The following is a 24,126-nucleotide window of genomic DNA, read 5'->3' on the forward strand; positions in this document are numbered from 1 at the left end:
GCAGCTGCCGCCTTGACGGCCGCGACCGCTGCGGCGGTGGCGGTGGCGTTGGGCACGAACGGCACCGGGGTGGTCGGCCGGAGCGGCGCCACCCTGGCGGCGGTCTTGGTCGCCTTGGCCTTGCCCGCCTTCGGCTTCAGCGGCGGCAGGCGCAGCGGTTCGGCAGCGGCGGCCGCGGCGGCCTCGGCAATCGCCCGGCGGCTGTCGACCGGACTGTCGTCGCGACGCGGGTTCTGGATGGCCGACTCGACGGCCGCCTCGATGTCACTGGCCCGCCTCGTCCGAATCGACACGATGTCGACCAGCGGTTCGGCCGAGGGGGTACTGGTGTCGTTGGGGAGGGCGGGGTCCCGAAAGACTCGCTCCAGGCGAATCTGGTCGCCGCCGAGGGAGGCATACGACCAAATTTCGGCCGCGGCGATGGAGTGCTGGGTGCAAAGACGCCGAGCGGCGTCCACGCCCGCCACCGGCACGTAGAGTCGGAACTGCGCGCGGGCCTTGGCAAACAGGACCCACTGGTACATCGCTTCGAGATTGTTGACCGACTCACCGGTCTCGACCTCGACGATGGCCACCGGTTTGCGCGCCGGGTCCAGGGTCGAAAGGATGAGATCGGGATAGGCCTGGCCGGTGCCGGTCTTGATGGGCACCTTCCGTTCATCCCCGACGTTGACCTCGACGGCGAATCGCTCGCCTAGCGCGAGTTCCAACGCCCGGATGACCCGGTCGTGCTCGAATTGTTCGCGTACCGGACGGATGAGAATCGCCACACAGCCTCCGCGGCCCCTCGACGAGCGCCGGCCTGCCCCGCGCCTGCCACGCGACGGCAAACGCGCAATGCTAGCATGGATGCGTAACCACTTGCCAGCGCGTCTCGCGCGGCGGGCCTTATTCTGCCACAGGCCGTCCGGAAACCCTAACGCCCTGTTTTCAAGCCACTTAGGTGCCCTTCTCTACCGTGAACGACCGATTCCTTCGCGCCTGCCGGCGCCAGCCCGTCGACGCCACCCCCGTCTGGTTCATGCGCCAGGCGGGACGATACATGCCCGAATACCGGGCTTTGCGCCAGCAATACGGCATGTTGGAACTCTGCAAGACCCCTGATCTGGCGGCCCAGGTGACCCTCCAGCCGGTCGAGGCGATGGAGATCGATGCCGCCATTCTCTTCTCCGACCTGCTCCTCCCGCTCGAGCCCATGGGGCTCACCTTCGACTTCGTGAAGGGCGAGGGCCCCCAGTTCGACGACCCCATCCGCTCGGCCGCGGACATCGACCGCCTCCACCCCATCGACCCGGCCTTCGCCCTCGGCTATGTCCTGGACACGATTCGGCAGCTGAAGCCGCGGCTCGACGTCCCCCTGATCGGCTTCGTGGGCGCCCCCTTCACCCTCGCCTCCTACTGCATCGAAGGCGGCCCCTCCAAGGACTTCGCCCGCACCAAGGCCATGATGTACACCGAGCCCGAGGCCTGGCACACCCTCTGCGGACGCCTCGCCGACATGGCCGGCGCCTATCTGCGCGCGCAGGTGGCGGCTGGCGTGGACGCCGTGCAGGTCTTCGACTCCTGGGTCGGCCAGCTGGGCCCCGCCGACTACCGGGAATTCGCCCTGCCCCACACGCGGCGCGTCTTCGAGGCGATCGCCGACCTCGACGTGCCCTCGATCCACTTCGGCGTCGGCACCGCGATGCTCCTCGAGGACATGGCCACGGCCGGTAGCGCGGTCGTCGGGGCCGACTGGCGCACGCCCCTCGATCGCGCCTGGCAGCTCATCGGTCCCGAACGCGGGATCCAGGGCAATCTCGACCCCACGTTGCTCCTCGGACCGTGGTCGCGCATCCGCACCGCCGTCGAGGACATCGTGTCGCGCGCCGGCGGCCGGCCGGGGCACATCTTCAATCTGGGCCATGGCGTCCTGCCCATGACGTCACCCGACGTCGTCCAGCGCGTCGCTCGATTGGTACACGCCCTCACCGCCACGCGTCAGCGATGAGCACGACCGCCCCGCGCGTGCTCGTGCTGGGCGGCGGCATCGCCGGCCTGGCCGCCGCGTGGGAGTGCCACCGGCACGGCCTGCCGGTGACCGTCGTCGAGGCCCAGGACCGGGTGGGCGGCGTCATCCGCACCGACATCCTCGACCCGTACGTGCTGGATGCCGGCCCCGACTCCTTCCTGATCAGCAAACCCGGCGCGATCGGGTTGTGCCGTGAACTCGGCATCGACGGCGACCTGATCGGCATGAAGCCTCCACGCGGCGCATGGGTCCTGCGGCAGGACACCTTGCATGCCCTGCCGGAGGGCGGGGCCTTCGGCATCGCCACGAGGCCCGGACCGTTCCTCGCCTCGACCCTCCTGTCACCCGCCGGCAAGGTCCGCGTGGCGCTCGAGCCGCTCATCCCTCGCCGGCGGTCAGGCGGCGACGAGAGCGCCGGCGCCTTCTTCCGGCGGCGCTTCGGCGCCGAGGCCGCAGACCGCATCGCCCAGCCCCTGCTGGGCGGGATCCACGCGGGTGACCTGAACCGGCTGTCGGCGGCCGCGGTCCTGCCGCAGCTGGTGGCCGTCGAACGCCGGGGCGGCAGCGTGCTGCTCGCCCTGCGGCGACAGGCCGCGCGCGCCGTGGCCGGCGGCGCCTTCCGGAGCTTCCCGCGGGGGATGGCCACGCTGGTCGACGCGCTCGCGGCCGCCCTCCCGGCCGGCACCCTGCACCTCGGCGATGGCGCCGACGCGCTGGCCGCCGATGGCGCCGGCTGGCAGGTCCGCACCCGTGCCGGACACACGCTCGTGGCCGACCTGCTCCTGCTCGCCGCGCCGGCGCCGGTCGTGGCCGGGTGGCTGCGCCCCGTGCTGCCGGTGGCCGCCGACCTGGCGGCGGGGATCCGCTATGTCTCCAGCGCTGGCGTACTGGCGGCGTATCGCGACCAGCAGATTGCGCGGCCGATGCGGGGCAGCGGCTACGTCTCGACGCCCGAACCCGGGCGGGAGCCATTGCTCGCCACCAGCTGGCTGAGCAGCAAGTGGAACGGCCGCGCGCCGGGCGGGACCACGCTCCTGCGCGGGTTCTTCGGCGGCGCGTTCGACGAGGCCGTGCTTGCCCGGACCGACGAGGACCTGGTCGCCCTCGCGCACGCCAGCTGGACCCGCCGCTTCGGCATCAGTGGCGACCCGGTACTGACACGGGTGGTGCGCTGGACGGGCATGAGCCCCCAACACGAGGTGGGCCATGCCGACCGCGTGGCGCAGATCGAAACCGCAATGGCGGCGCTGCCGCCCGTGGCCGTCTGCGGCAGCGGCTTCCGGGCCGTCGGCATCCCCGACGTGATCAGCGACGCCCGCGGGGCGATGCAGGGCCTGCTGCGGCGCTGGCACACCGCGTGACGCACGAGGGGTAGAATTCACGGCGCATGAACGCCTTGCGCTTCCGCCTCCTCCCTGCTGCCCTCACCTGCAGTGCGCTCGTCTCTCTCGGCTGTGGCACGCCCTCGGGGCCCGCGGCCCCGGCCGCCGCACCCGCCGCCCCTGCCACGACGGCCATCCGGACCGCGGACGAACTCGCGGCGTTGCCGGCGCTGACGCCGGCGTTGCAGCAGTTGCTGACGAAGATTCGCGAGGCCGACACAGGGCAGCTGGCCATCTCGGAAGAGGACGGCCGCTTCCTGCGCCTGCTCGTCGTGATGAACCGGACGCAGAAGGCCATCGAAATCGGCGGTGCGAGTGGCTATTCCGCCATCTGGCTCGGCCTCGGGCTGCGTGAAACCGGTGGCAGGTTGACGACCATCGAGTACGACCCGGTCCGGGCCGAGGAACTGAAGGCCAACATCGCCGCCGCCGGGCTCGGCGATGTCGTCACGGTCGTGGCCGGCGATGCCTTCAAGGCCGTGCCCGCCGAACCCGGGGACTTCGACTTCGTCTTCATCGACGCCTGGAAGCCCGACTACCAGAAGTACTTCGACATGACCTTCCCCCGCGTCAGGCGCGGCGGGCTGATCCTCGCCCACAACGTCATCAACAAGGGGGCGGACATGCAGGACTTCCTGACCACGGTGAACACCCGCGCCGACCTCCTGACCGCCGTCGTGGCCCCGAGTGGCGAAGGCGTGTCCATCAGCGTCAAGCGATAGCCCGCCCATGGCCGACATCCACCTGATTGGCGTGCCGCTCGACCTCGGCGGGGGTCGACGCGGCGTCGACATGGGCCCGTCGGCCGTGCGGATCGCGGGCATCGGCGAGCGCCTGACGGCGCTGGGACACCGGGTCCACGACCGCGGCGACATCCCGACGCCGACGCCGGAAACGCGGTCCCCCGGGGACCCGACCCGGCGCTACATCCAGGAGATCCAGGAGGTCTGCGCGGCGCTCTATCTCGAGGCGCTCGACAGCCACACCGCCGGCGCCTTCCCCATCGTCATCGGCGGCGACCACAGTCTGGGGGCCGGATCGGTCGCGGCGTCGGCCACCTTCGCGGCCCGCCAGGGGCGGCCGCTCGGGTTGATCTGGGTCGACGCGCACGCCGACATGAACACGCCCGAGACGACCATCTCGGGCAACGTCCACGGCATGCCGTTGGCCGCCCTCCTCGGCCACGCGCCACACGAGCTGGCCGGCATCGGCGGCACCTCCCCGAAGGTGCGGCCCGAACACACCGTCCTGGTCGGGATCCGCAACCTGGACGACCGGGAGCGGGACGCGGTCCGCGCGTCCGGCGTACACGTGTTCACGATGAAGGACATCGATCGCCAGGGCGCGGCGGCAGTGATCGAGCAGGCCATCGCCATCGCCGGTCGCGATACCGCCGGCATCCACGTCTCGTTCGACCTCGACGTCTGCGATCCCTCCATCGCCCCGGGTGTCGGCACCCCTGTGCGCGGCGGTCTGAACTATCGGGAGGCGCACATGGCCATGGAGATCCTCGCGGACGCCCATCGGGTCATCGCGCTGGATCTGGTCGAGGTCAACCCCGTCCTGGATCTCCAGAACACGACCGCCGTCCTCGCCGCCGAGCTCGCCGCGTCTGCCCTCGGGCTCCGGATCCTCTAGACGCCGGGGCGTCACCCGCGCCGGCGGATCTGTGTGTATAGTGCAGTGTTGCCTGTCCATTGACGGGCCCGGCATGCGGCACCAGCGGTGCCGCGCGCTGCGGAGAATTCGTTCTGGAGGAATTCACATGCGTCGTGCGCTTCTGACCCTGACGGCGATGCTCGTCGTCGCCACTGCTTCCCTCGCCCTGCCGGCCGCCGCGCTCGCGCAGAAGGTCGTCTCGACCACGCCTGGCAAGGGCGGCAGCCCTCATGAGACCGTCGAGTACAAGGTGGGGGCCGCCACCGTCACCATCATCTACGGCCGCCCGTACATGAAGGGCCGCAGCATCGACACGCTGGCCCCGGCCGGCAAGGTCTACCGCACGGGGGCCGACGAGGCCACCACGCTCAAGACCGACAAGGCCCTGCAGATCGGCACGGTCGCGGTGCCGGCGGGCACCTACACGCTCTACACGCTGCCCGGCTCGCCGTGGCAGTTGATCGTCAACAAGCAGACCGGTCAGTGGGGCACGCAGTACAGCGAGGCGCAGGACCTCGGCCGCACGCCGATGACCGCCGGCACGCTCGCGTCCCCGGCCGAGCAGTTGACCATCGCCGTGGTCGGCTCGAACCTCGAGATTCACTGGGGCACGATGAAGCAGGCCGTCGCGATCAGCGCCAAGTAACGTCTCGCCCGGACACGGGCGGACGCCGAGACGAGGGCGACGCGGAAGCGATTCCGCGCCGCCCTTTTTCGTTGGAGTCCCGGGGCTACCCCCTCGGGCGCGGCGCGCCGGCCTCAGCCGTCCGCAAGAGAAAGGCGATCACCTCCGCCACCGCGCGATAGAGCTCGACGGGAATCGCCGTGTCAGGCGGCAGTTGCGTCAACAACCGGACGAGGTCCGGACTTTCGTGGATCGGGATGCCATGCTCGCGCGCCAGGGCGATGATGCGCTCCGCGATGGCCCCTTCTCCGGTCGCCGTCACCTCCGGCGCCGCCATCTCGCCGGGGGCGTAGCGCAGGGCGGCGGCCCGGCGACGCGGCTGGAGCGGATCGCTGGTCATGCGCGGATGTCCAGGATGGCGCGCTGCGGGGGGAGCTCGGGCAGGTCGTCTGGCGCGCAGGCCGTCACGGGGTCCACAACCACGCGGGACAGCACCTGGGCGAAGCCCACTCCCTCGAGCGCCCCGCCGAGATCGGCCAGACCGGCTTCGATCAGGTCAGCCGTCCCCGCGTGCTCGACGAAGAACTCCACGCGCACCTGCGACGCCACCACCCCGAGCCGGACCTGCACGTGCCCGAGCCCATCGAGCGCGAGATCCAGCCGGACCTGCCGCCACGGCGCCGGGTCGTCGCCGGACGCATCGGGCGCGTCCCGCGCGATGCGCATGCGCAGGCGCATCTCCGCGTCCTGGCCCTGCACCTGCAGGGGGATGCGCACGTCCACGACCCCGTCCCGTGCCAGATGCGCGGCCGCCCGCGCCTGCTCCGCCAGCAGCGCATCCTGCAGGCCGGTCACCGCCGTCCGGGCCTCGGCCATGCCGGTGGCGTGGTCCAGCAGATGGGCCACCACCGCCAGTTGCGCCCGCACATCGCGCGTGGCCACCGCCGTGGCATCGGGCCGGGCCTGCCGCAGCACGTCGGCGAGTCGTCGTTCGAGCAGCAGGCCGCCGTCGGCCACCCGCTCCGAGAGGGCGCGGGCCACCACCGCCCCCGCCGGCACGCCGTCAGCCGGGGTCGACGATGCGGCGCCGACCTGCACGGGCCCGAGCGCCTTCAGGAGCGTCTCGGCCTGGCGCGGCGTCAGGAGCCCGCCGGCCACGAGGGCGGGCAGCCATCGGGCGAGGGCCAGCGACGCCTGCCGCACGTCGGGGGCGGTCTGTGCGGCCATCACCGCCGCGGCCAGTCCATAGGTGACGGCGGAGACGGGCGGCCCGGACGGGACTGGCGGGGTCGGCGGGGCTGGCGGCGCGACTGCGGCCGCCTCGGCGGCCACCAGACGCAGCAGGGGCTGCGGCCCGCCCTCGACGACTTCCAGACGCAGGGTGGTTCCGGGCGGATACGGCAGCGCGCCGCCCGTCGGCACGTGGCGTCCGGCGAAGGACAGCATCGTGCCGCCTTCCAGCCCGGTGCCGAGGACGGTGGCCAGAATGCGGGTGCCGGGCGTGAAGGCCTGGTGTCCACTCTGGACCGACGTGACGCCCTCGGAGGGCAACAGCGGCGGGAGAAGGGTGATCTGCATGGGCGCGGCCGGAGAGCCGTGTCAGCGCTTTGCTATCATCGCCCTCTATCGGTCGCGACGCGAGGGCCATGAACGCCACATCTCCTACGAAGGGTCGCCCGGCACGTGGACGCGGGGCCAAACGTCGCATCCGCCTGCCCGTGGCTCGCACGGACTGGTCGCAGTGTGACCCGGCCAACCTCGAGCATCCGGCGCTCTACATCAATCGCGAGCTGAGCTGGCTTGAGTTCAACCAGCGCGTGCTCGATCAGGCGCTCGACCCGGCGCACCCGCTGCTCGAGCGCATCAAGTTCCTCGCCATCGTCGCCACCAATCTCGACGAGTTCTTCATGGTGCGTGTCGCCACGCTCCTGAAGAAGTACCGCGCCGGCATCGAGGACGTCAGCCCGGATGGGCTGAACACCGAACAGCAGCTGGCCGCGACGCGGGCCCGCTCCACCGAGATGATGGCCTCGCTGCAGCGCTGCTGGCGCGAGCAGTTGCGCCCGGCCCTGGTCGACCAGGGCGTGCACATCCTCGAGCCCGAGGAGTACACCGAGGAGATCGCGGCACATCTGGCCCGCTACTTCCGCAGCGACGTGCTGCCCGTGCTGACGCCGCTGGCCTTCGACCCGGGCCATCCGTTTCCGTACATCTCCAATCTCAGTCGGAACTTCGCCGTCGTGGTGCGCCACAGCGGGCGCACCAAGTTCGCGCGCGTCAAGATTCCCGCCACGCTGGACCGCTTCGTGCCGATCCCGGCCGAACTGGCGCCGCAGGCCGGTGTGACCTTCGCCTTCCTCGAAGACATCGTCCGCGCCAACCTGGACCAGCTGTTCCCGGGCACGGACCTGCAGTCGGCGCACCTGTTCCGGATCATCCGCGACACCGACATGGTGATCCAGGAGGACGAGGCCGACGACCTGCTCGAGACCGTCGACCGCAGCCTCAAGCAGTTGCGCTACGGCGCGCTGTGCCTGCTCGAGGTCGAGGAGGCGATGCCGCGCCGCGTCCTGAACATCCTCGTCGAGAACTTCGAGATCGACGACGACATCGTCCTGCGCACGCGCGAGCGGATGGACTGGGACGACTGGCACCAGCTGACGCGGCTGCACCTGCCGCACCTGAAGGACGCGCCGTTCTCTCCGCGCACGATCTGGTCGGGCTACACGGAGATCTTCGACGACCTCCGTGAAGAGGACGTGCTGGTCCACCACCCGTTCGATTCGTTCTCCTCCGTCGAGCAGTTCCTGCGCGCCGCCGTCGAGGATCCGCAGGTCATCGCCATCAAGATGACCCTGTACCGGATCGGCGCCAACTCGCCGCTGGTCGACATGCTGGTGACGGCCGCCGAACAGGGCAAGCAGGTCGCCGTGCTGGTGGAACTCAAGGCGCGGTTCGACGAGCGCAACAACATCGCGTGGGCGACGCGCATGGAGGCCGCCGGCATCCACGTCGTCTACGGGGTCGTCAGTCTGAAGACCCACTGCAAGCTGTGCCTGATCGTGCGCAAGGAGCAGGACGGCATTCGCCGCTATGCCCATGTCGGCACCGGCAACTACAACCGGGCGACCGCGCAGGTCTACACCGACCTCGGGCTCTTCACCTCGGACGCGGCGATCGTCGACGACATCTCCGAGGTCTTCAACTACCTCACGGGATACTCGAGCCGACGGTCGTACGACCAGCTGCTGGTGGCGCCGGTGTGTCTGCGCAGCCAGCTCAAGGCGCTCATCGATCGCGAGTGCGAGCATCATGCGGCCGGCCGACCGGCCCGGCTGATCTTCAAGCTGAATGCCGTCGCCGATCCCGGCATGATCCGCAATCTCTATCGCGCCAGCCAGCGCGGCGTGCGCGCCGACCTGATCGTGCGCGGCGTGTGCTGCCTGCGCCCGGGCATTCCCGGCATCTCCGAGACCATCACGGTGCGGTCGATCGTCGGCCGGTTCCTCGAGCATTCCCGGCTCTACTACTTCGAGAACGGCGGCGACCCCGAGGTGTACATCGGCAGCGCGGACCTGATGGAACGCAACCTGGACCGCCGGGTCGAGGTGCTCTGTCCGGTGCACCAGCCCGACCTCCGCGCCCACCTGCGCGATGTGGTGCTGGACACGTTGCTGGCCGATACCGACCGCGCCCGCGTGCTCCGCACCGACGGGTCGTACGTGCCGGTGGCGCACGCGGCCGGTGCCGACCCGGTCAACGCGCACAAGCGCCTGCTCGACGTCTACTCGGTGCTCTCCTCGACGGCGCTCTGAGCGCAAGGACACACGGCCTCATGGTGGACATGTATCGCGGTCCGGAAGCGGCCCTGCAGCCGGCGGTGTACCGCGTGCAGTGGACCGACGCCCCGCCCGACGCCCTGCTCGCGATGGAGGGGTGGGCGCCCGCGATGGCCGTCACCTGGGGGCCGGAGGCCTTTGCCACGACGTTTCGGGCTCTCTGGACCTCCGAGGGACTCTGCGTGCGCTGGGATGCGCGCGATCGCGCGCCGTGGGCGACGCGGACACAGCGCGACGACTGCCTGTGGGAGACCGAGGTCGTCGAGGTGTTCCTCGATCCGACCTGTTCGGGCGAACACTACGCCGAGCTCGAGATCAGTCCGACCAACGTGGTGTGCGACCTGCACATCGAACGGCTGGCCCCCGAGCGCCTGGTGCGTCTCGACTGGGACTTCGCGCACCTGCGCACGACCGTGCACCCGTCGCCCGATGGCGACGACTGGTGCGCCATCGCCTGGCTCCCCTTCGCCGACTTCGCCTCGCTCTCGCCGCGCGTCGCGGCGTGCCTGCCCGTGACGGGCGGCGCCGTGTGGCACTTCAATGCGTTCCGCATCAAGCGGCCGGGTGGACCTGGCCAGCCCGAGGCGGGCGCGATCTACGCGGCATGGTCGGTGCCCGAGGGACCGACGTTCCACGCGCCGCTGGCCTTCCGGCCGCTCGTCTTCGAAGCGCCGGTGCGCTGACGCCGCGCATCCGCCACGGTCTGCGCGACGCAGGGGCGAACGGCCGCGCCACAGGCGCAGGCCCCCCGTCTCGAAGGCCCGTCGGAGCGTGCTACTGCCCCGGTGTGATGTTGGTGTAGGCCTTCACGATGACGTCGAGCGTGTTGCTGCCCGGTGCGCCGACGACGAAGAACAGGTACGCCGCGTTCTGTCCGATGTTGACGTGGGCGGGACCGATGACGGGGGTCGCGCTGCCGGCCACGGTCACCGCGAGACGCCACTCACCCGCCGGCGCGGGGACGACGGCCTTCTCGTTGTTCACGAACTGCCGCAACAGGAACGCCGTCTGCCCGAGGACGTTGAACTCTGCGCCCAGGTAGACATCGACCGCGGGGGCCGCGGCGGTGTGGAACACGTGCACGCGGGACTTGTTGTTCACGGTCGGCGCCAGATCGACCGTGTACTTGCTGGCCGTCGGCATGCCACCCGCGGTCAGGTGCGCGATGATGGCGGCATCTTCGTTGGCGTTCAGCGTGATGGTGGCCGGGCCGATGATCGCCGGCAGACCGCAGGGGGCCGAGGGATTGGCCGGGTGGATGGCGACGCGGATGGTGCCGGCCGGCAGGGCCAGGGGGCCGACGACCTGCTTGTAGCGGAACCCGGGCAGCGCACACGCGCCATTCACGGAGACATCGACAGGCAGGTCCGCGGCCGCGCCGACGGCGCCTCCGGGAATACCATGCACCACGACCACGCGCGCCGGTTGGGTCTGCGCGGTCACCTGTCCGGCCGTCACGGCCAGCAGCACCCCGGTTGCGACGAACAGCCCCTGCATCTTCTGCATCATGAGTCTTCCCTCCTTGGGAGGTCGCCCGTGGCCCTCGCACGGCCATGTCGAAACGAGCGACTCTGGAAAAAAGGACTCAGCGTCCGCCGGTCAGGATCCGGCTCTCCCAAGGGCAGGTGGGTCTCGCAGAATGGATGGGCACCAAATCGCGCGACGGATCGTCCAAGAAGCAACGTGGCAACGCTGCACCCCATGCTGCCGAGACTCTCCCATCGCGACATCGTGTTGCGAGATACGACACACGGGTGGCGTGTCGAAGACGCCACCGGCCGGCCGATGTGCGAGTCTCTCGCGTCGATCGCCGAGGCCCGGCTCATCGGCCGCACCTTCGTGCCGGCCCGCGGCAAGGTCTGGATGTGCCGGCCGACTGGCTGGGTGTTGCTGGACGACGACTGACGGGCACCGCCCCCGAGTGCCGTACACTGACGCAGCGGCGCCTGCCCCCGCAGGACCGCGGCGTACCCGTGCGCAACGACACTCCGCAGGATGATCTGCTCGCCACGATGGACGGCCTGGGCCACATCGAGGCTCCCGGGCGCGCCAGCCCGGTCGAGGTGGGCTACACCCTCACCCTGCTGGCGCCGGGGCCGGGCCAGCCCCTGCCGCCTGGCGGCGGCCCGTTCCTGGCCCGAGTGCAGTTGCGCGCACGGCTCGCCGACCTGTTCCACTGGTACAGCGAACACCGCGAGGACCTCGTCCTCGTCATCGACGATGGTCGCCGGCTCCCCCTGATCATCACGTCACCGGATGGCGACGCGATAGGTCAGGGGATGCTTTCCTGAGCGACCGGCCTCAGACGCCCGGCGCCGGGGCCTCGGCCATCGCCCCCGAGATGTCCTTGGCCACCGCCTGCACCTTGTCGCGCACCTGGGCCTTCAGCTGGGACGCCGAGTCGCTGGCGCGGTCCATCAGCGCGTCGCGCGACGCCCCCAGGACCTGATTCTCCGTGTGGGTCGTCGGTACGCTCAGGCCGACGCACGCGCCGGCCGCCATGGCCGCCACGCCGACCGCGAGCGGATTGTCCTGCATCCAGCGCTCGAACTGGGACGAGGTCTGGGTCCCCGCCGACTGCAGGCGGCGTGACACCTGCCGCGACATCTCACCCGCACGCGCCTGCACCGACCGCACGGTATCGCCGACCTGTTCGCCGAGCTCACCGGCCTTCTCGCCGGCCTGGCGCCGCAGATCGCGGGCGGCGTCGCTGACGCGAGCCGTCGCCGATGGGCCGTCGTCCAGGTCGTCGTCGTAGAAGTCGCGGTCGACGTCTGCGCCGTGCCCCGACAGCGACGCGCGACGGCTCCAGATCAGATAGCCGATGCCCGCAGCCGCCAGCGAGGCCGGCAACGGGCTGTCCATCACCTGACGCAGCCAGCCGCCGTCGGCGCCGCGCTCCGTGCGCCCCTGCTCGTTGCCACGAAGGTCGAGGGACGCGTAGTCACGGGTCCCGGTCATGTCGTCATCCCACTGGTCCATGTCGTTCTCGCTCCAGCTGCGCCGGCTCGTCGAGCGGCGCGCCAACCACCATGCGAGCCCCGCGCCCGCGCCCGCCAGGGCGATGGGCAGTGGATGCTCGCGGACTTGATCGATCACCGGCGCCGCCGCCACCTGGGCGCGGCGCGCCACATCGGTCGCCGTCTCGCCGGCCGCGCCGACGAACTCGTGGACGCGTCCCACGGCCGCCTCTCGCATCGAGTCCCGCGCCTGCTGCGCCAGATGCTGCGGGCTCAGGCGCTGCTGCAACTCGTTGATCGTCTGGCTCATGTCCTCCCGGGTGCGCTCGATCCGTTCCCGAATCGCCTCCGGGTCATCGCTGCCTGGCGCGGTGACGGGCCCCGTGCCGAGCCCCGTCGTCTCCACCGTCGCCGGCACGTCCACATCGTCGATCTCCCGCGCGTGCAGCGGCGTGAGCACCGGCAGGTCCGGGGCGAGGGGCGACGTGCCTGGGATCACGACCTGGTTTCGTTCTTCAGCCACTGTGCGGTCTCCTTGATCGAATCGATGGTCTCCACCGGCGCCATCGGCCGGCGCAGCGTGCGCATGCCATTCCGCAGGAGCACACCGCCCACGCCGGCCAGCAGCACGCCGGTCAGTCCGGCGGCCGCCCATGCGTCGAGGCCCACGCGCACCAGCAGCAGCACGATCGCCGCCGTGAGGGCCAGCAGGGCCGCGTTGGCGATGACGCCACCGGCACCGATGAGGGCGCCAGCCCGGCCGGCTTCGACCGCCTTCTGCGACAGCTCCGTTCTGGCCAGCTGCACTTCATGGCGGATCAGCAGCGATGTCTGTCCGGACAGATCGGCGAACAGGTCGCCGAGCGAGCGCTCCGAGCGAGGTGCTTCCATGACGAGTCTCCTTGTCAGCGCGCGTCAGCTCGTGACGCCGGGTGCGGGCGTCGACGGCACCGTGCTCGGCTGCGACGAGGACTCGGCCCTCGCGCGGGCGCCGGCCACGATGGGCCCGACGCCGTCGGGACGTGCGCCGAAGCCCGAGTGGCGATGCGAACGCTCGCCATCCCGACCGTGCTCCGCCGAACCCGAGCTCTTGAGGAAGCGTGCGAGGCCCATGCCGAGCAGGAACGCGCCGCCCACGAAGGCCGCCGGGTTGCGACGGGCGAACTGCTCGACGTCGCGCATCATCTCGGCGGGATCGGTGTCCCGCATGCGATCGGCGAAGCCTTCGATCTGGTCCACCGCCCTGTCTGCGTACGCTGCAAGCGTCTGATTCTCCGAGCGCAGGTGGTCACTGGCCTGACGGATGGCGGAAGCCATCGAGCCCAGCCCGGCCGCGGCACGCACCTTCTGTTCGTTGACGCGGGTCGACGCCTGTTGCTTCACCTGGTCCAGCACACCGACGGCGCGAGGGTACTGGCGGCCGGCATCACCAGCGGCGAACGGCTCGCGATCGTCGGCCGCCGGGGGCGTGGCCAGGCTGTCGACGGCGCCAAAACCGCTCGTCTCGGCACCCAGACCGCTGCCGATCCCCGTGCTGCCCGGCAACTCGGTGCCGAGATCGCCGGTCGCATCCTTGCGGTCCTGGGGCGTCGCGCCTGCATCCGCGGTGGAGAGGTGCGCTCCCGGAATCGTTCTGTGTGTCGCCATGTGCTACGTCTCCTGTACGGCTGTCTGTATCGGCCACGCGCGGAATCGCACGCGAACCGCGTCTGCCTGTCAGGAGTAAAGGAAGAAGCATGCCAGCCGTGCGGCGAGCACTTCCGTAAGCGAGGGCTTGCTGTTCAGCTGCCTATCTGAACAGACCGCGGATCTTCCTGGCGAGCTCGTCGGTCCAGCCGTCGAGCGTGCGGGCCAGCCGCTGCCGCAGGGTGCCGCGATGCAGCGGGCAGAGCGCGTCTGGCGCGACGTCGCCACGCTTGAGGTACTCGGTGTACGTCGGGCAGCCCGACACGGGACGCTTGTAGGAGATGCGGCACAGGGTCTCGTCGCGCAGCCCGGCCGGGCGCTCGAACGCACCGGGTGGTCGGAGGCGCGCGGCACGGCGCATGAAGTCCGACCAGATCGGCAGCGCGTAGCGGGACCCGTAGGCCTCGCGCCCGATGGTCGCCGGCTGATCGAACCCGACCCAGACGCCGACGACGAGCGTGGGCGAGAACCCGACGAACCAGGCGTCCTTGAAGTCGTCGGTCGTCCCCGTCTTGCCGCCAACCGGGAAGCGCACCCCCATCCGCCGCGCCTGCGAGGCCGTGCCCCGGTCGACGACATCCTGGAGCATGCTGACCATCTGGAACGCGACCTCGGGAGCGATCACGTTCTCGCGGACGATGGGGTTGCTGAACGCCACGGCGCCATCGTCGTCGAGGATACGCAGAATGGCGCGCGGGCGCACCGATCTCCCGCCATTGGGGAACATCGCGAACGCCGTCGTGAGTTCCAGCGGCGTGACCAGACCGGTGCCGAGCGACAGGGACGGCACGTTGGGCAGGTCGTGCAGACCGGCGTCGCTGGCCACGCGCAGCACGCGGCGCGTACCGACGCGTTGCTGCAACAGCGTGGCCGCGCGATTGTTGGATTCCACCAACGCCGCCCGCAACGTCAGCGACGGCGGCCTCTTGCCGCTGGCGTTCTCGGGCGCCCACTCGTCGGCGCCCTGCGGGGCAATCGCGTCCAGGCCGTCGAGGACACTGACCGGCGAGAACCCCTGCTCCAGCGCCGCGGCAAAGAGCAGCGGCTTGAAGGCCGATCCCGGCTGGCGACGGCTGCGCGTGGCGCGGTTGAACGGAAACGCCGCCGGGTCGCGCCCACCCACCAGCGCGAGCACGTCGCCCGTGGCCGGATCCATCGCCACGAGCGCCGCCTGCAGGTCCGGCTTGCCGAATCGTCCGAGCCCCTCGCGGACGACGCGATCGGCGGCCTCCTGCAGGCCCGGCACGATCGTCGTGTCGACGCGCCACTCGGGCGGATGATCGCCCCCCAGCGTGTCGCGGAACGCCTGCCTCACGTAGGCGCGGGCGTACGCATCCGACGCCGTGCTCGTGGGACGGTAGGGCCGCACACGCAGACGCACCCGCCGTGCGGCCCGCTCGTCGTCGGCAGTGATGAAACCGGCCTCGCGCATCCGCGCCAGCACCACATGACTGCGCTGCACTGCGCCGTCGAAGTTGGACCAGGGCGACAGCGTCGCCGGTGCCCGCGCCAGCCCGGCGATGAAGGCACTCTCGGCCAGCGACAGCGAGGCGGCCGGCTTGCCGAAGACGCGATGCGCCATCGGCTCGACGCCATACACCCCGGCACTCAGGTAGATGCGGTTGAGGTACAGCTCGAGAATCTGCGCCTTGGTGAGTTGCAGTTCCATCTGCACCGAGATGACGGCTTCTCGCAGCTTGCGCGTGTAGCTCTTGCGGTTCGACAGAAAGAGCGTGCGGGCCAGCTGTTGCGTGATGGTGCTCGCACCCTCCCGGCGTCCGGTCGCGAGATTGCGATAGACGGCACGACTCAAGCCGATGGGATCGACGCCAGGGTGGATGTAGAACCGGTGGTCCTCGACAGCGACGAAGGCCTGCTGCAGGTGCGGCGTGATCCGCGCCAGGGGCACATCCTGTCGCTGCTCGTCGAGGCGGAACCAGCGCTTGCCGTCAGCCGTGTGGAACCACGTGTCGCCGACCCCACGCGTCAGCTTGTGGACGGCCCAGGTCTGCTTCCACACCCAGCCGGTGACCAGCACGCCCAGCACGGCGCCGGCCAGGACGGCCAGACGAATGCTGCGGTCCTGCCCGAGGAACCATGCCCGTGCGCGCCCGATCACCCTCGTAGTGTGGCACCAGGCGTGCGGCTCACCGCAACCGGGTCGCCAGCACGTTCGTGCCGACGGCCCAGACCTCGGCCCCGGCATCGCCATACATCGCACGCTCGACGACGATCGGCGCGGCCGCGACGCCGAGACTCTCGACCAGCGCGCCGAAGCGTTTGCCCAGGGCCTCCGGGAACTCGTCGCGCACGCTGACGCCAAAGCGGCTGTTGGGCAGGACGACGAACGTCCGCGACACCACCGGTGCCCCATCGTCGAACAGCAGCGTGACCTTGACGGCGGCGGACGTGTCGCCCGGGTTGGCCACGAGCAGGTACGTCGCGCGATTGAAGGGCGGGCCGCTCACCTCGCCGTCAGCCACCGCCCAGGCCGTCCCGGTCTCGGTGGCGCCCGGAGCGTTGTGCGACTCGGTCCACGTCGCACTGTCGCCAGGCCACCACATCGACCGTTCCACCACGACCGGCACGCCATTGCTGGACGTCACCACCATCGACACGGCAGTGCTGACCAACCGCGGATCTGCCTGATCCACCCAGATGGTGAACCGCTGCAGCGGCCCGACGGTATGCGCGTGTCGCACCTGCGAGCCATCCGGCAGCAGATAGCTGACGGTCACGTCGGCGGGCTGGTCGGCCGGGTTGGCGATGAGGAGGAAGAGATCGAAGAACGGTCCGGTCGCCCCCTCGGCGAGATACCAGTGCGTGGACGGGGTCGTGACCCCAGCGCTCTCGTGTCCGGCCTGGAAGGTCACCCCGCGCGGCGTGTAGTACATCGCCCGCTCGACGATGACCCCGCTCCCGTCGGTGGTCTCGATGACGGCCGACACGTCGGTGGACGCCAGCGCACGGTCGGCCGAGGCGCCGAAGACCTCGTGGTCCACCCAGATGTTCGTGCGGCTGAGCGGCGCGAGCGTGTAGGTCTTCTCGAGCGGCGGACCGACGGGGCGCAGGTAGCGCACGCGGACGGGCACGTCGATCGTCGAAGGATTCTGCAAGAGGTAGAACAGATCGAAGCCGCTGTGCGTGGCCCCTTCGGCCAGATACCACCGCGGCGCCGGCCCGGCCACGCTGGTTTCGGCGTGGGCGCCATAGGCGATGCCCCGCGCGTCGTGCCACACCACGGTCCGGTCGACGGCCAGCGGCACATCCGATCGGACGACGGCGCCGAAGGCATGGGTCGGCAGGCCGGCAACGCCGCCCGCCTCGATGGTGCGCGTCGCCAGCGGTGGCACCGTCAGCGCCAGCGGCACCACGACACCGTCCTCGCGCAGGAACTCCACCGTGGTGCTGGCGGCGAGGGCGCCGGGGTTGGCCAGCACGACGCGCGTGTCGAAGAAGTCACTGGCCACGCCCTCGGCCAGATACCGGGTGAAGCTGGTGGGCGCCGCCACATCCGTCGTGAACGTGGCGGTCACCGTCAACGGCGCGGAGACGGTCACCGTGCAGGTCCCGACGCCGCTGCAGCCACCGCCGGCCCAGCCCGTGAAGCGGCTGCCGCTGCCCGGCGTCGCGGCGAGCGTGACGGTGGTGCCGGGAGCGACCGACGTCACGCAGGTGCTGCCGCAGGACACCCCACCGGGCGAGCTGACGACGGTGCCGCTGCCGCGGCCCGTGCGCGCGACCGTCAGCGCCACCGGGGAGGCCGCGCCTCCGCCCTCGACGTGCTGCACCCAGTACGTGAGCAACTGCCGCAGCGCCTGCGGCGCGTTGGCGGGCTCGGGGCGGCCAGCCTGGTCCGTGGTGTTGGCGCCGTGGCAGGCGGCGCAGACACGCACTTCGCCGGGCCGCATCGTGACCCACAGCCGCTCGCGGACGACGGGCACACCGGCCGGATCGGTGAGCTGCCACGACAAGGCGCGCCGCGCCGGCACGAAGGCTGCCACCGATCCATCCGGCGCGATCGCGACACTGCCGGCGGGGGCTCCAGGCAGCAGCGGGTTGCGGGCCCGTGGGTCGTGCAGGACCTGCGGCAGGACTCGACGACCAGGCCTCGGACTCGTGGTGCCGCCGATGCCGCGAATCTGGTCTGCCTGGAAGATCTGCAGGAAGGCCACGTCATACACCTTGCCCGGCGCCCCGACGGTCTGCACGCCGCCGCCCGCGACGCGCAGGTTGAACGGCTGCTGACGGTCGCTGTGGTCGCGCGCGGTGACGTCGTGACTCACGATCAGCGCAAGATCGTTGGCCTCGAGCCACGCCTCCAGCCGGCCCTCGCTGATGCCCTGCTCGGCGAGGATCTGTGCCTCCTGCGGCGGCAGGGCGCTGACGCGCCGCGACGGACGCGCACGCGGCCGCACCTCCACCGGATCGAGTTCCCACAGCGGGCCCGAGTACGCCACCAGCACGTCGGGATTCCAGTAGGTGACGCTCTTGCTGATGCCGGGCGTCAGTGTCAGCCCGGGGACGTGAACGCCATTGGCCGGCTCGAGCAGCCTCAGCCGGAAGTCGTACCGCGACCCCGGACTCGCGGTGGTGCCGGTGTTGGTGTCACGACGCGTTTCGCGGGTGTGCACCGCCGCCAGGCGGCCGTCCGACAACGGCAAGGGATTGCGGTAGAGGCCCGAGTGATTCGGCGACGGCGTCTCGGTGTAGGTGCTCGTGTCGCGATGGGTGACGTACGTGATCGTCATCTGATCCGGGTTGAAGCCCGGAGGGCCGTACGTGCTGATGATCTGCCCGCTGGCGTGCGTCGAGAACTCCGGCGCGTCGACCCCGAAGTAGGTGCCCGGCGAGAACGCCGATTCCCTGACCTGGATGAAGCCGTTGATCGTGTTCGGGTTGACGCGCGGCGACTGCGAGTGGTGATAGGTCAGGTTCGGATCGTCGTCCAGGCTGACGTCGAAGTAGCCGAGGAACTCGTGCCGACCGACATGGTTCAGCGTCTCCTCGCCGCTGCCATCCTCATCCACCATCCACGGGAAGAAGTCGTTGAAGGTGTGGCCGACGAGGTTGGTGCCGGCCAGCAGGTCGGTCCGCGTGCTTCGCGGCTCGGGAAAGACCTCGGCGCGCGACGTCAGGCGGGCGGCCCCAGCCGATTCATCGGCGTAGTTGAAGGTGCCGTAGGTGCCGTGGAACGTGCTGGCCCGCGAGTCGGCGTCTGCCTGCTGGTCGCGCTGCAGGTGATCCCAGCGGATGTAGATGACGCGTCCGAAGCTGTCCACCTGTGGCGAGAACGATCCCGACGGCGAGTGCTGCACGAGGAACAGATCACCGCTCGCCGGCTCGAGGCTCCAGATGCCGCTCACCACCGGCGCCTCTTCGTACTCGTCGAGCTGCGGGTAGAGATGCGATTCGCCCCCACGCGGCCGGTCCGACGTGAACAGGATGCGGTCGTCGGTGCCGTACGTCGGACTGACGTTGTTGTATCCGGTGGGCTGGTTGGGCACCTTGGTGATCACCGGCATCTCGGACGGACCGAGCCCGGTGATCTCGTACAGCTGCCAGCGCCAGGCCTGCGTCTGGTAACGCTGGTCGGTGCCGCCGACGACCATGCTGAAGACGGCGCGGGCGCCGCTCCAGTGGACGCTCGGTTCGCGTACGGCGATGGCGGTCGCCCCCTGGAATCCCGTCGTGCCGTACCCGGCCGCGGCCGTCAGATTGCGCAGGCCCCCGTCGGGATCGCGAATCCACAGATCGCCGCCCCGCGCCACCGAGTCGAGCTGGGCCCGGTGATTGCCGAACACCGCGCCGATGGTCGTGAAGTCGGCCGGCACCGGCACCTGGGTGACGAACAGGATGGGATACGGCGTCGTCGGGGGCGGGCCCTGGGCGACGGCCGACAGCCCGAGCGCCACTGCCACGCCCACCACCATCGGCGCCCATCGTCCTCGGACTGTCCGCATCTCGGCTCCCGACAACTCCCGTGGATGAATGACACAAGTGTCATCCGCTCCGAGCCTCTGCACAGGGTCGCTGGGACTGAAGCACGAACCGTACCGCCGACCCGCTACGGCAGACGGGTGGCGAGCAGGTTCGTGCCGCTCGCCCACGGCTGGCCGGGCGCGTCGGCGTACATGGCACGCTCCACGACGATCGAGGCCGGGTTCTCGCCCACGCTCTCGATCAAGGCGCCGAACTGCTGGCCCACCGCTTCCGGGAAGTCGTCGCCCACGCTGATGCCGAAACGGCTGCCCCCGGTGACCAGAAACTCGCGGACCATCGCCGGCACGCCGGCGCGAAAGAGCAGGGTGACGCGGACGCGCGCGACACGACTCGACACGTTGGCCACGAGCAGATACGTGGACCGACCGAGACGCCCCTGCTGGACGTCACCGTCCGCGACGGCCCATCGGGTGCCGACGGCCGTCGCGCCCGGCGAATTGTGGGCTTCGCGCCAGGTCGTCGAGTCCCCTGGCCACCACATCGAACGCTCGGCCACGACGGGGACACCGTTGGTGGTTTCGACGATGGCAGAAACGGCGGTATCGGCCAGGAGGTCGCCTTCCTGGTCGACCCAGATCGTGTAGCGCTGCGCCGGTCCCACCTGATGCGACCGCACGACGCGCCGTCCGTTGGGCAGCAGGTACGTCACGCGAACGTCGGCCCGGGTCGTGCCCGGATTGGCAATCAACAGGAAGAGATCGAAGTAGGGCCCCGTGGCCCCTTCCGCGAAGTACCAGCGCTCGGCGGGACTCGTGATCCCCGCACTCTCGTGTCCCGCTTCGAACGTCACCCCGCGACGCGTGTCGTACATCGCGCGTTCGACCACGATGCCGGCACCATCGAGGGCATCGACGACCGCCGACACCTCCGTGTTGGCCAACAGCCGCGCGGCGGGCGTGCCGATCAGCTCCTTGTCGACCCACACGCTGGTGCGGCTCCGGGCCGGCAGGGTGTAGACCTTCTCGAGGGGCGCGCCGACGGGGCGCAGGTAGCGGATGCGCGCACGCACCACGAAGTCGTTGGGATTCTGCAGCAGGTAGAACAGGTCGAAGCCCGCGTGCGTCGCGCCCTCGGCCAGGTACCAGCGGGGGGCGGGCCCCGCGACGCTGGTCTCGGCATGCGCACCGTACGCGAATCCGTTGGCCCCGCGCCACGACATGGTGCGATCGACGACGAGGGGCGTGTTGCTGGCGACCACCGTGGCGAAGGCCTGTCCCGAGAGCCCGGGGACGCTGGCGGCGTCGACATGGGTGCTCGAGAGTGGCGGCAGCGTCGCCTCGTGGACCACGACGCCACCGTCTCCGCGCAGGAACTGCAACGAGGCCGTGGCCGGCACGGCCCCCGGGTTGGCCAGTGCGATCCGGGTATCGAAGAAGCCGCTCACCGCGCCTTCGGCCAGGTAGCGCTCCGTCGACGGCGATGGCGACGCGTCACGCTCGAACCTCGCCACGACCATCGTCGGCTCGCCGAGCCGGAACATGCACGTGGCGTCGCTCTCGCAGCCCGCCCCCTGCCATCCCGCGAAGCGACTGCCGGCCGTCGCGGTGGCCACGAGCGTCACGCGCGTCCCGCCCGGGAGCGACACCGCGCAGGAGGGGCCGCACGGCTCGGTCGGCGATGGCGACGTCGCCACGGTCCCCTCGCCGGTGCCCTCGGATCGCACCTCGAGGAGCACGTCGGGCCACGATGTCGCCGCGGGCGCGCCAGCGCCGATCCCGCGGGCATCGGCGGGCGCCGCCACGACCACGACCTCGTTGGAGAAACCACTGTAGTGGCCCTCGGCATCGATGGCGCGCACCGCGAAGTAGTAGCGCAGGCCGGGGCGGAGGCCGCGAGCCTCGAACGACGTGTCGCCGGCCGGGACGATCGCCGACCCGAGGTACTCACCAGGGGCGGGCCCCCACTGCACGACATAGGAGGCGGCGATGCCGCCGGCGGGGGGATCCCACGACAGGCGCGTGGCTGCCTGGCCGAACGCAGGCGCCACGGCGCCGAAGAGACCGACGATGGCGAGGAGGAAGACCGTGACACGTGCGACGCACATGTCGGGGACGCAGGCGGGCGATGTCTCGCGACTCGGGATGTGTCCGTACACGCTGGGGACCGGGAGCGCCCCCCATGGGCGCCGCCCTCTGCAGGAGCAAGACGCGGGCCGAATCTCATCCGTACGTCATATCCGCGCAGCGCGTGGTTTTGCCCGGAAATCCGAGCGATTCGGCGAGCGCCTCACTGCAGCACCGCCGGCGCTGCAGTGTTTTCAATCAGACGCGTGCCCCCGAACTTACACAGGCAGGCACGCGCCGCGGCGGCCGGCGCTCGCCTACCTGACGACCTCGTCGGCGCCGACATCGGGCGCTGCCCCTTGGGGGCGGAGATCGCCCTCGGCATCTGTCGGGACGATGGCGTTGATGAAGAGACCTGTGTCGATGACCGTGCGAGCGAAGTCCGGCCGCAGGCGCAAATCCCCGCGCGACGGCGCTACGAACATCGAGGCGTTGGCGTTGAGGATGTTGCGGTTGATGATCGCTCCCGCCGAATCACGCCCACTGATGGCGGCATCAGCGAGGTTGTTCAGAATCACGACCATCTGCGAATCAGGATGCGCGTACTCGACGGCGACGGCTGAAGTCCCAGCCAGCAGCATCGTGTTGTGCAACACGAGCGTTTCCGGCGAATCGAGTACCGAAATTGCGGGGCCCCGGCTGCCAGTCATCGCTTTGCGCACAATCATGTTGTTGCGGACCACGCCGCGGGAGTGCTGGTCGGGCGAACGGTCGCCAAGCCCCAGTACGATCTCCCGCGTTGAGTTGATGAACACGTTGCGCTCGACCAGCGTGCCACGACTCCCCTCCCAAGCAACGATCGCTGGGCCGAATTGCACGCGCGTAAGGGGCTTCGTGTCCTTGAATCGGTTTCCTCGGAGCACCCACCCGCTCCCGCCGCGAATGTCAATGCCCGGTGGCAAATCGACCGCAGCGCCTACGAAATCGAAACTACAGCCTTCGATCAGACCGCCAGAGGCGCCCCGGCCGTTCTTGTGCAGCAACGACTGGACGAACTGGCCATTGTCGATGAAGCGGACGCCCTGCAGTTTTGGCTGGTGAACGCCGTCGCCCAGAGTCACGGCATAGCCCGCCGCTGTGCGCAATGTCACCTCGGCAAGGGTCAGGCGCGTGATCTCCCGGGCCACGACGGCTGAGGGCTGCGGATCGGCAACTGTCGCTGGCGGTCCGAGCAGTGTCACGTCAGCGGCCCGGCCGGTACGACTGCGGATAGTCACATCCTGTACCCCCCCCGTGAGGACAATCGGTCGGGTCAGCCGATACGTCCCGGTCGCGAGTTGGTAGACCACGTTGGAACGAGGCGAGGCCAACGCCTTTCGGAGGGCGGCTTCACTGCTGATGGTCAGGACGAGCGGTGGGGGCGGCGGCGGCGGTTCCGGCTCGGTCTCGGAGTCGTCGGTCCCGTCATCCCCACCGGAGTCCGTATCCTCCCCTCCGCCACCCGAGCCATCGTCGGCCGCCTTGACGACCGCCGAGATCTCGTTGGACGGCGCGCTCCGGACCCCCTTGGCGTCGACGGTGCGCACGATGAAGAAGTACTTCTTGCCCGCGGTCAGGTCGGTGAGGGTGAGGCTCGTGGCGCCGGCCTCGACCGGGTACGTGATGGTGTAGGTGCCGGCGGACGTCCCCCGCTCCACCACGTACGACACCGCCACGTCGCCCGGGGGGGGATCCCAGGCCAGTCGGAGGGATTGCGCCTGCGCGGACACCACCGCTGCGCACAGCAGGACAGCGGAGGTCGTTGCGCAACGAATCGCGCGGAGGGCTACGGCGGAGAATGTAAGTGGCACTCGACTTCTGTGTTGTGAAACTGGCCCAGGAAGCAGGACACCCGGTACCCTAGCAAGACTCGGGCCGAGCCATCACACACAGAAGTGTCAGAAATGGCGCCTCTGACG

At 70.3% G+C, this 24,126-nt stretch carries 19 protein-coding genes and 1 pseudogene; 9 read left to right on the top strand and 11 right to left on the bottom strand.

Annotation, left to right across the window (positions count from 1 at the left end; translation table 11 throughout):
• Positions 1-770: pseudogene (locus Q0C41_RS07620) on the bottom strand (hypothetical protein); the annotation flags it as partial.
• 188 nt (positions 771-958) lie between these two features.
• On the opposite strand from Q0C41_RS07620, the gene hemE reads away from it, so the two are divergent.
• The 5 genes from hemE (at position 959) to Q0C41_RS07645 (ending at position 5,698) form a co-directional block, all read left to right on the top strand.
• Positions 959-1,990: a uroporphyrinogen decarboxylase gene (hemE, locus tag Q0C41_RS07625; RefSeq protein WP_291982468.1), complete on the top strand. Its 1,032-nt coding sequence runs from the start codon at positions 959-961 to the stop codon at positions 1,988-1,990.
• Positions 1,987-3,372 (top strand): protoporphyrinogen oxidase, encoded by a 1,386-nt coding sequence (hemG, locus tag Q0C41_RS07630; RefSeq protein WP_291982470.1) that lies wholly within the window; start codon positions 1,987-1,989, stop codon positions 3,370-3,372. The genes hemE and hemG overlap by 4 nt, the downstream gene beginning before the upstream one ends.
• 26 nt (positions 3,373-3,398) lie before the next feature.
• Positions 3,399-4,115 (top strand): O-methyltransferase, encoded by a 717-nt coding sequence (locus Q0C41_RS07635; RefSeq protein ID WP_291982472.1) that lies wholly within the window; start codon positions 3,399-3,401, stop codon positions 4,113-4,115.
• Between the two features lie 7 nt (positions 4,116-4,122).
• Positions 4,123-5,031, top strand: a complete 909-nt coding sequence (gene rocF, locus Q0C41_RS07640) for an arginase (protein WP_291982474.1) — start codon at positions 4,123-4,125, stop codon at positions 5,029-5,031.
• Positions 5,032-5,158: 127 nt separating this feature from the next.
• Positions 5,159-5,698: a DUF2911 domain-containing protein gene (locus Q0C41_RS07645; protein ID WP_291982476.1), complete on the top strand. Its 540-nt coding sequence runs from the start codon at positions 5,159-5,161 to the stop codon at positions 5,696-5,698.
• A gap of 85 nt (positions 5,699-5,783) precedes the next feature.
• On the opposite strand, the gene Q0C41_RS07650 is transcribed toward Q0C41_RS07645, so the two are convergent.
• Together Q0C41_RS07650 and Q0C41_RS07655 are read right to left on the bottom strand one after the other, a co-directional pair.
• Entirely contained in the window at positions 5,784-6,077 is a 294-nt protein-coding gene (locus Q0C41_RS07650; RefSeq protein WP_291982478.1) for an EscU/YscU/HrcU family type III secretion system export apparatus switch protein, read from the bottom strand.
• Positions 6,074-7,255, bottom strand: a complete 1,182-nt coding sequence (locus tag Q0C41_RS07655) for a flagellar hook-length control protein FliK (protein WP_291982480.1) — start codon at positions 7,253-7,255, stop codon at positions 6,074-6,076. The genes Q0C41_RS07650 and Q0C41_RS07655 overlap by 4 nt, the downstream gene beginning before the upstream one ends.
• Before the next feature lie 140 nt (positions 7,256-7,395).
• Between Q0C41_RS07655 and ppk1 the strand changes: the two genes are divergently transcribed.
• Together ppk1 and Q0C41_RS07665 are read left to right on the top strand one after the other, a co-directional pair.
• Complete coding sequence (gene ppk1, locus Q0C41_RS07660) at positions 7,396-9,492, top strand: polyphosphate kinase 1 (RefSeq protein ID WP_291982482.1); 2,097 nt, start codon at positions 7,396-7,398, stop codon at positions 9,490-9,492.
• Between the two features lie 20 nt (positions 9,493-9,512).
• Positions 9,513-10,199 (top strand): carbohydrate-binding family 9-like protein, encoded by a 687-nt coding sequence (locus Q0C41_RS07665; RefSeq protein ID WP_291982484.1) that lies wholly within the window; start codon positions 9,513-9,515, stop codon positions 10,197-10,199.
• A 91-nt stretch (positions 10,200-10,290) separates the two neighbouring features.
• On the opposite strand, the gene Q0C41_RS07670 is transcribed toward Q0C41_RS07665, so the two are convergent.
• Entirely contained in the window at positions 10,291-11,025 is a 735-nt protein-coding gene (locus Q0C41_RS07670; RefSeq protein ID WP_291982486.1) for a DUF4397 domain-containing protein, read from the bottom strand.
• A gap of 192 nt (positions 11,026-11,217) precedes the next feature.
• Here Q0C41_RS07670 and Q0C41_RS07675 point away from each other — a divergent pair, with 192 nt between their 5' ends.
• Both Q0C41_RS07675 and Q0C41_RS07680 read left to right on the top strand, forming a co-directional pair.
• Entirely contained in the window at positions 11,218-11,421 is a 204-nt protein-coding gene (locus Q0C41_RS07675; RefSeq protein WP_291982488.1) for a hypothetical protein, read from the top strand.
• A gap of 68 nt (positions 11,422-11,489) precedes the next feature.
• The gene (locus Q0C41_RS07680; protein ID WP_291982490.1) at positions 11,490-11,807 is read left to right on the top strand and encodes a hypothetical protein; all 318 of its coding nucleotides are present in this window, start codon (positions 11,490-11,492) and stop codon (positions 11,805-11,807) included.
• Positions 11,808-11,817: 10 nt separating this feature from the next.
• Here Q0C41_RS07680 and Q0C41_RS07685 read toward each other — a convergent pair whose 3' ends face one another.
• From Q0C41_RS07685 to Q0C41_RS07715, 7 genes are all read right to left on the bottom strand, one after another.
• Entirely contained in the window at positions 11,818-12,999 is a 1,182-nt protein-coding gene (locus Q0C41_RS07685; protein WP_291982492.1) for a DUF3618 domain-containing protein, read from the bottom strand.
• Positions 12,972-13,367, bottom strand: coding sequence for a phage holin family protein (locus tag Q0C41_RS07690; RefSeq protein WP_291982494.1), 396 nt, complete (start codon positions 13,365-13,367; stop codon positions 12,972-12,974). Before Q0C41_RS07690 ends, Q0C41_RS07685 begins: the two co-directional genes overlap by 28 nt.
• Positions 13,368-13,391: 24 nt before the next feature.
• Complete coding sequence (locus Q0C41_RS07695) at positions 13,392-14,123, bottom strand: hypothetical protein (protein ID WP_291982496.1); 732 nt, start codon at positions 14,121-14,123, stop codon at positions 13,392-13,394.
• Between the two features lie 142 nt (positions 14,124-14,265).
• Positions 14,266-16,281 (bottom strand): transglycosylase domain-containing protein, encoded by a 2,016-nt coding sequence (locus Q0C41_RS07700; RefSeq protein ID WP_291982498.1) that lies wholly within the window; start codon positions 16,279-16,281, stop codon positions 14,266-14,268.
• A 28-nt stretch (positions 16,282-16,309) separates the two neighbouring features.
• Positions 16,310-20,125: a hypothetical protein gene (locus tag Q0C41_RS07705; RefSeq protein WP_291982501.1), complete on the bottom strand. Its 3,816-nt coding sequence runs from the start codon at positions 20,123-20,125 to the stop codon at positions 16,310-16,312.
• 104 nt (positions 20,126-20,229) lie between these two features.
• Entirely contained in the window at positions 20,230-22,209 is a 1,980-nt protein-coding gene (locus Q0C41_RS07710; protein ID WP_291982503.1) for a fibronectin type III domain-containing protein, read from the bottom strand.
• Between the two features lie 276 nt (positions 22,210-22,485).
• Positions 22,486-24,018 carry a fibronectin type III domain-containing protein gene (locus tag Q0C41_RS07715; RefSeq protein WP_367079179.1) on the bottom strand — a complete coding sequence of 511 codons (1,533 nt, stop codon included), beginning with the start codon at positions 24,016-24,018 and terminating at the stop codon, positions 22,486-22,488.
• Positions 24,019-24,126 lie beyond the last annotated feature (108 nt).

It is taken from the genome of Luteitalea sp. (genome assembly GCF_022842525.1).
Lineage (GTDB): Bacteria > Acidobacteriota > Vicinamibacteria > Vicinamibacterales > Vicinamibacteraceae > Luteitalea.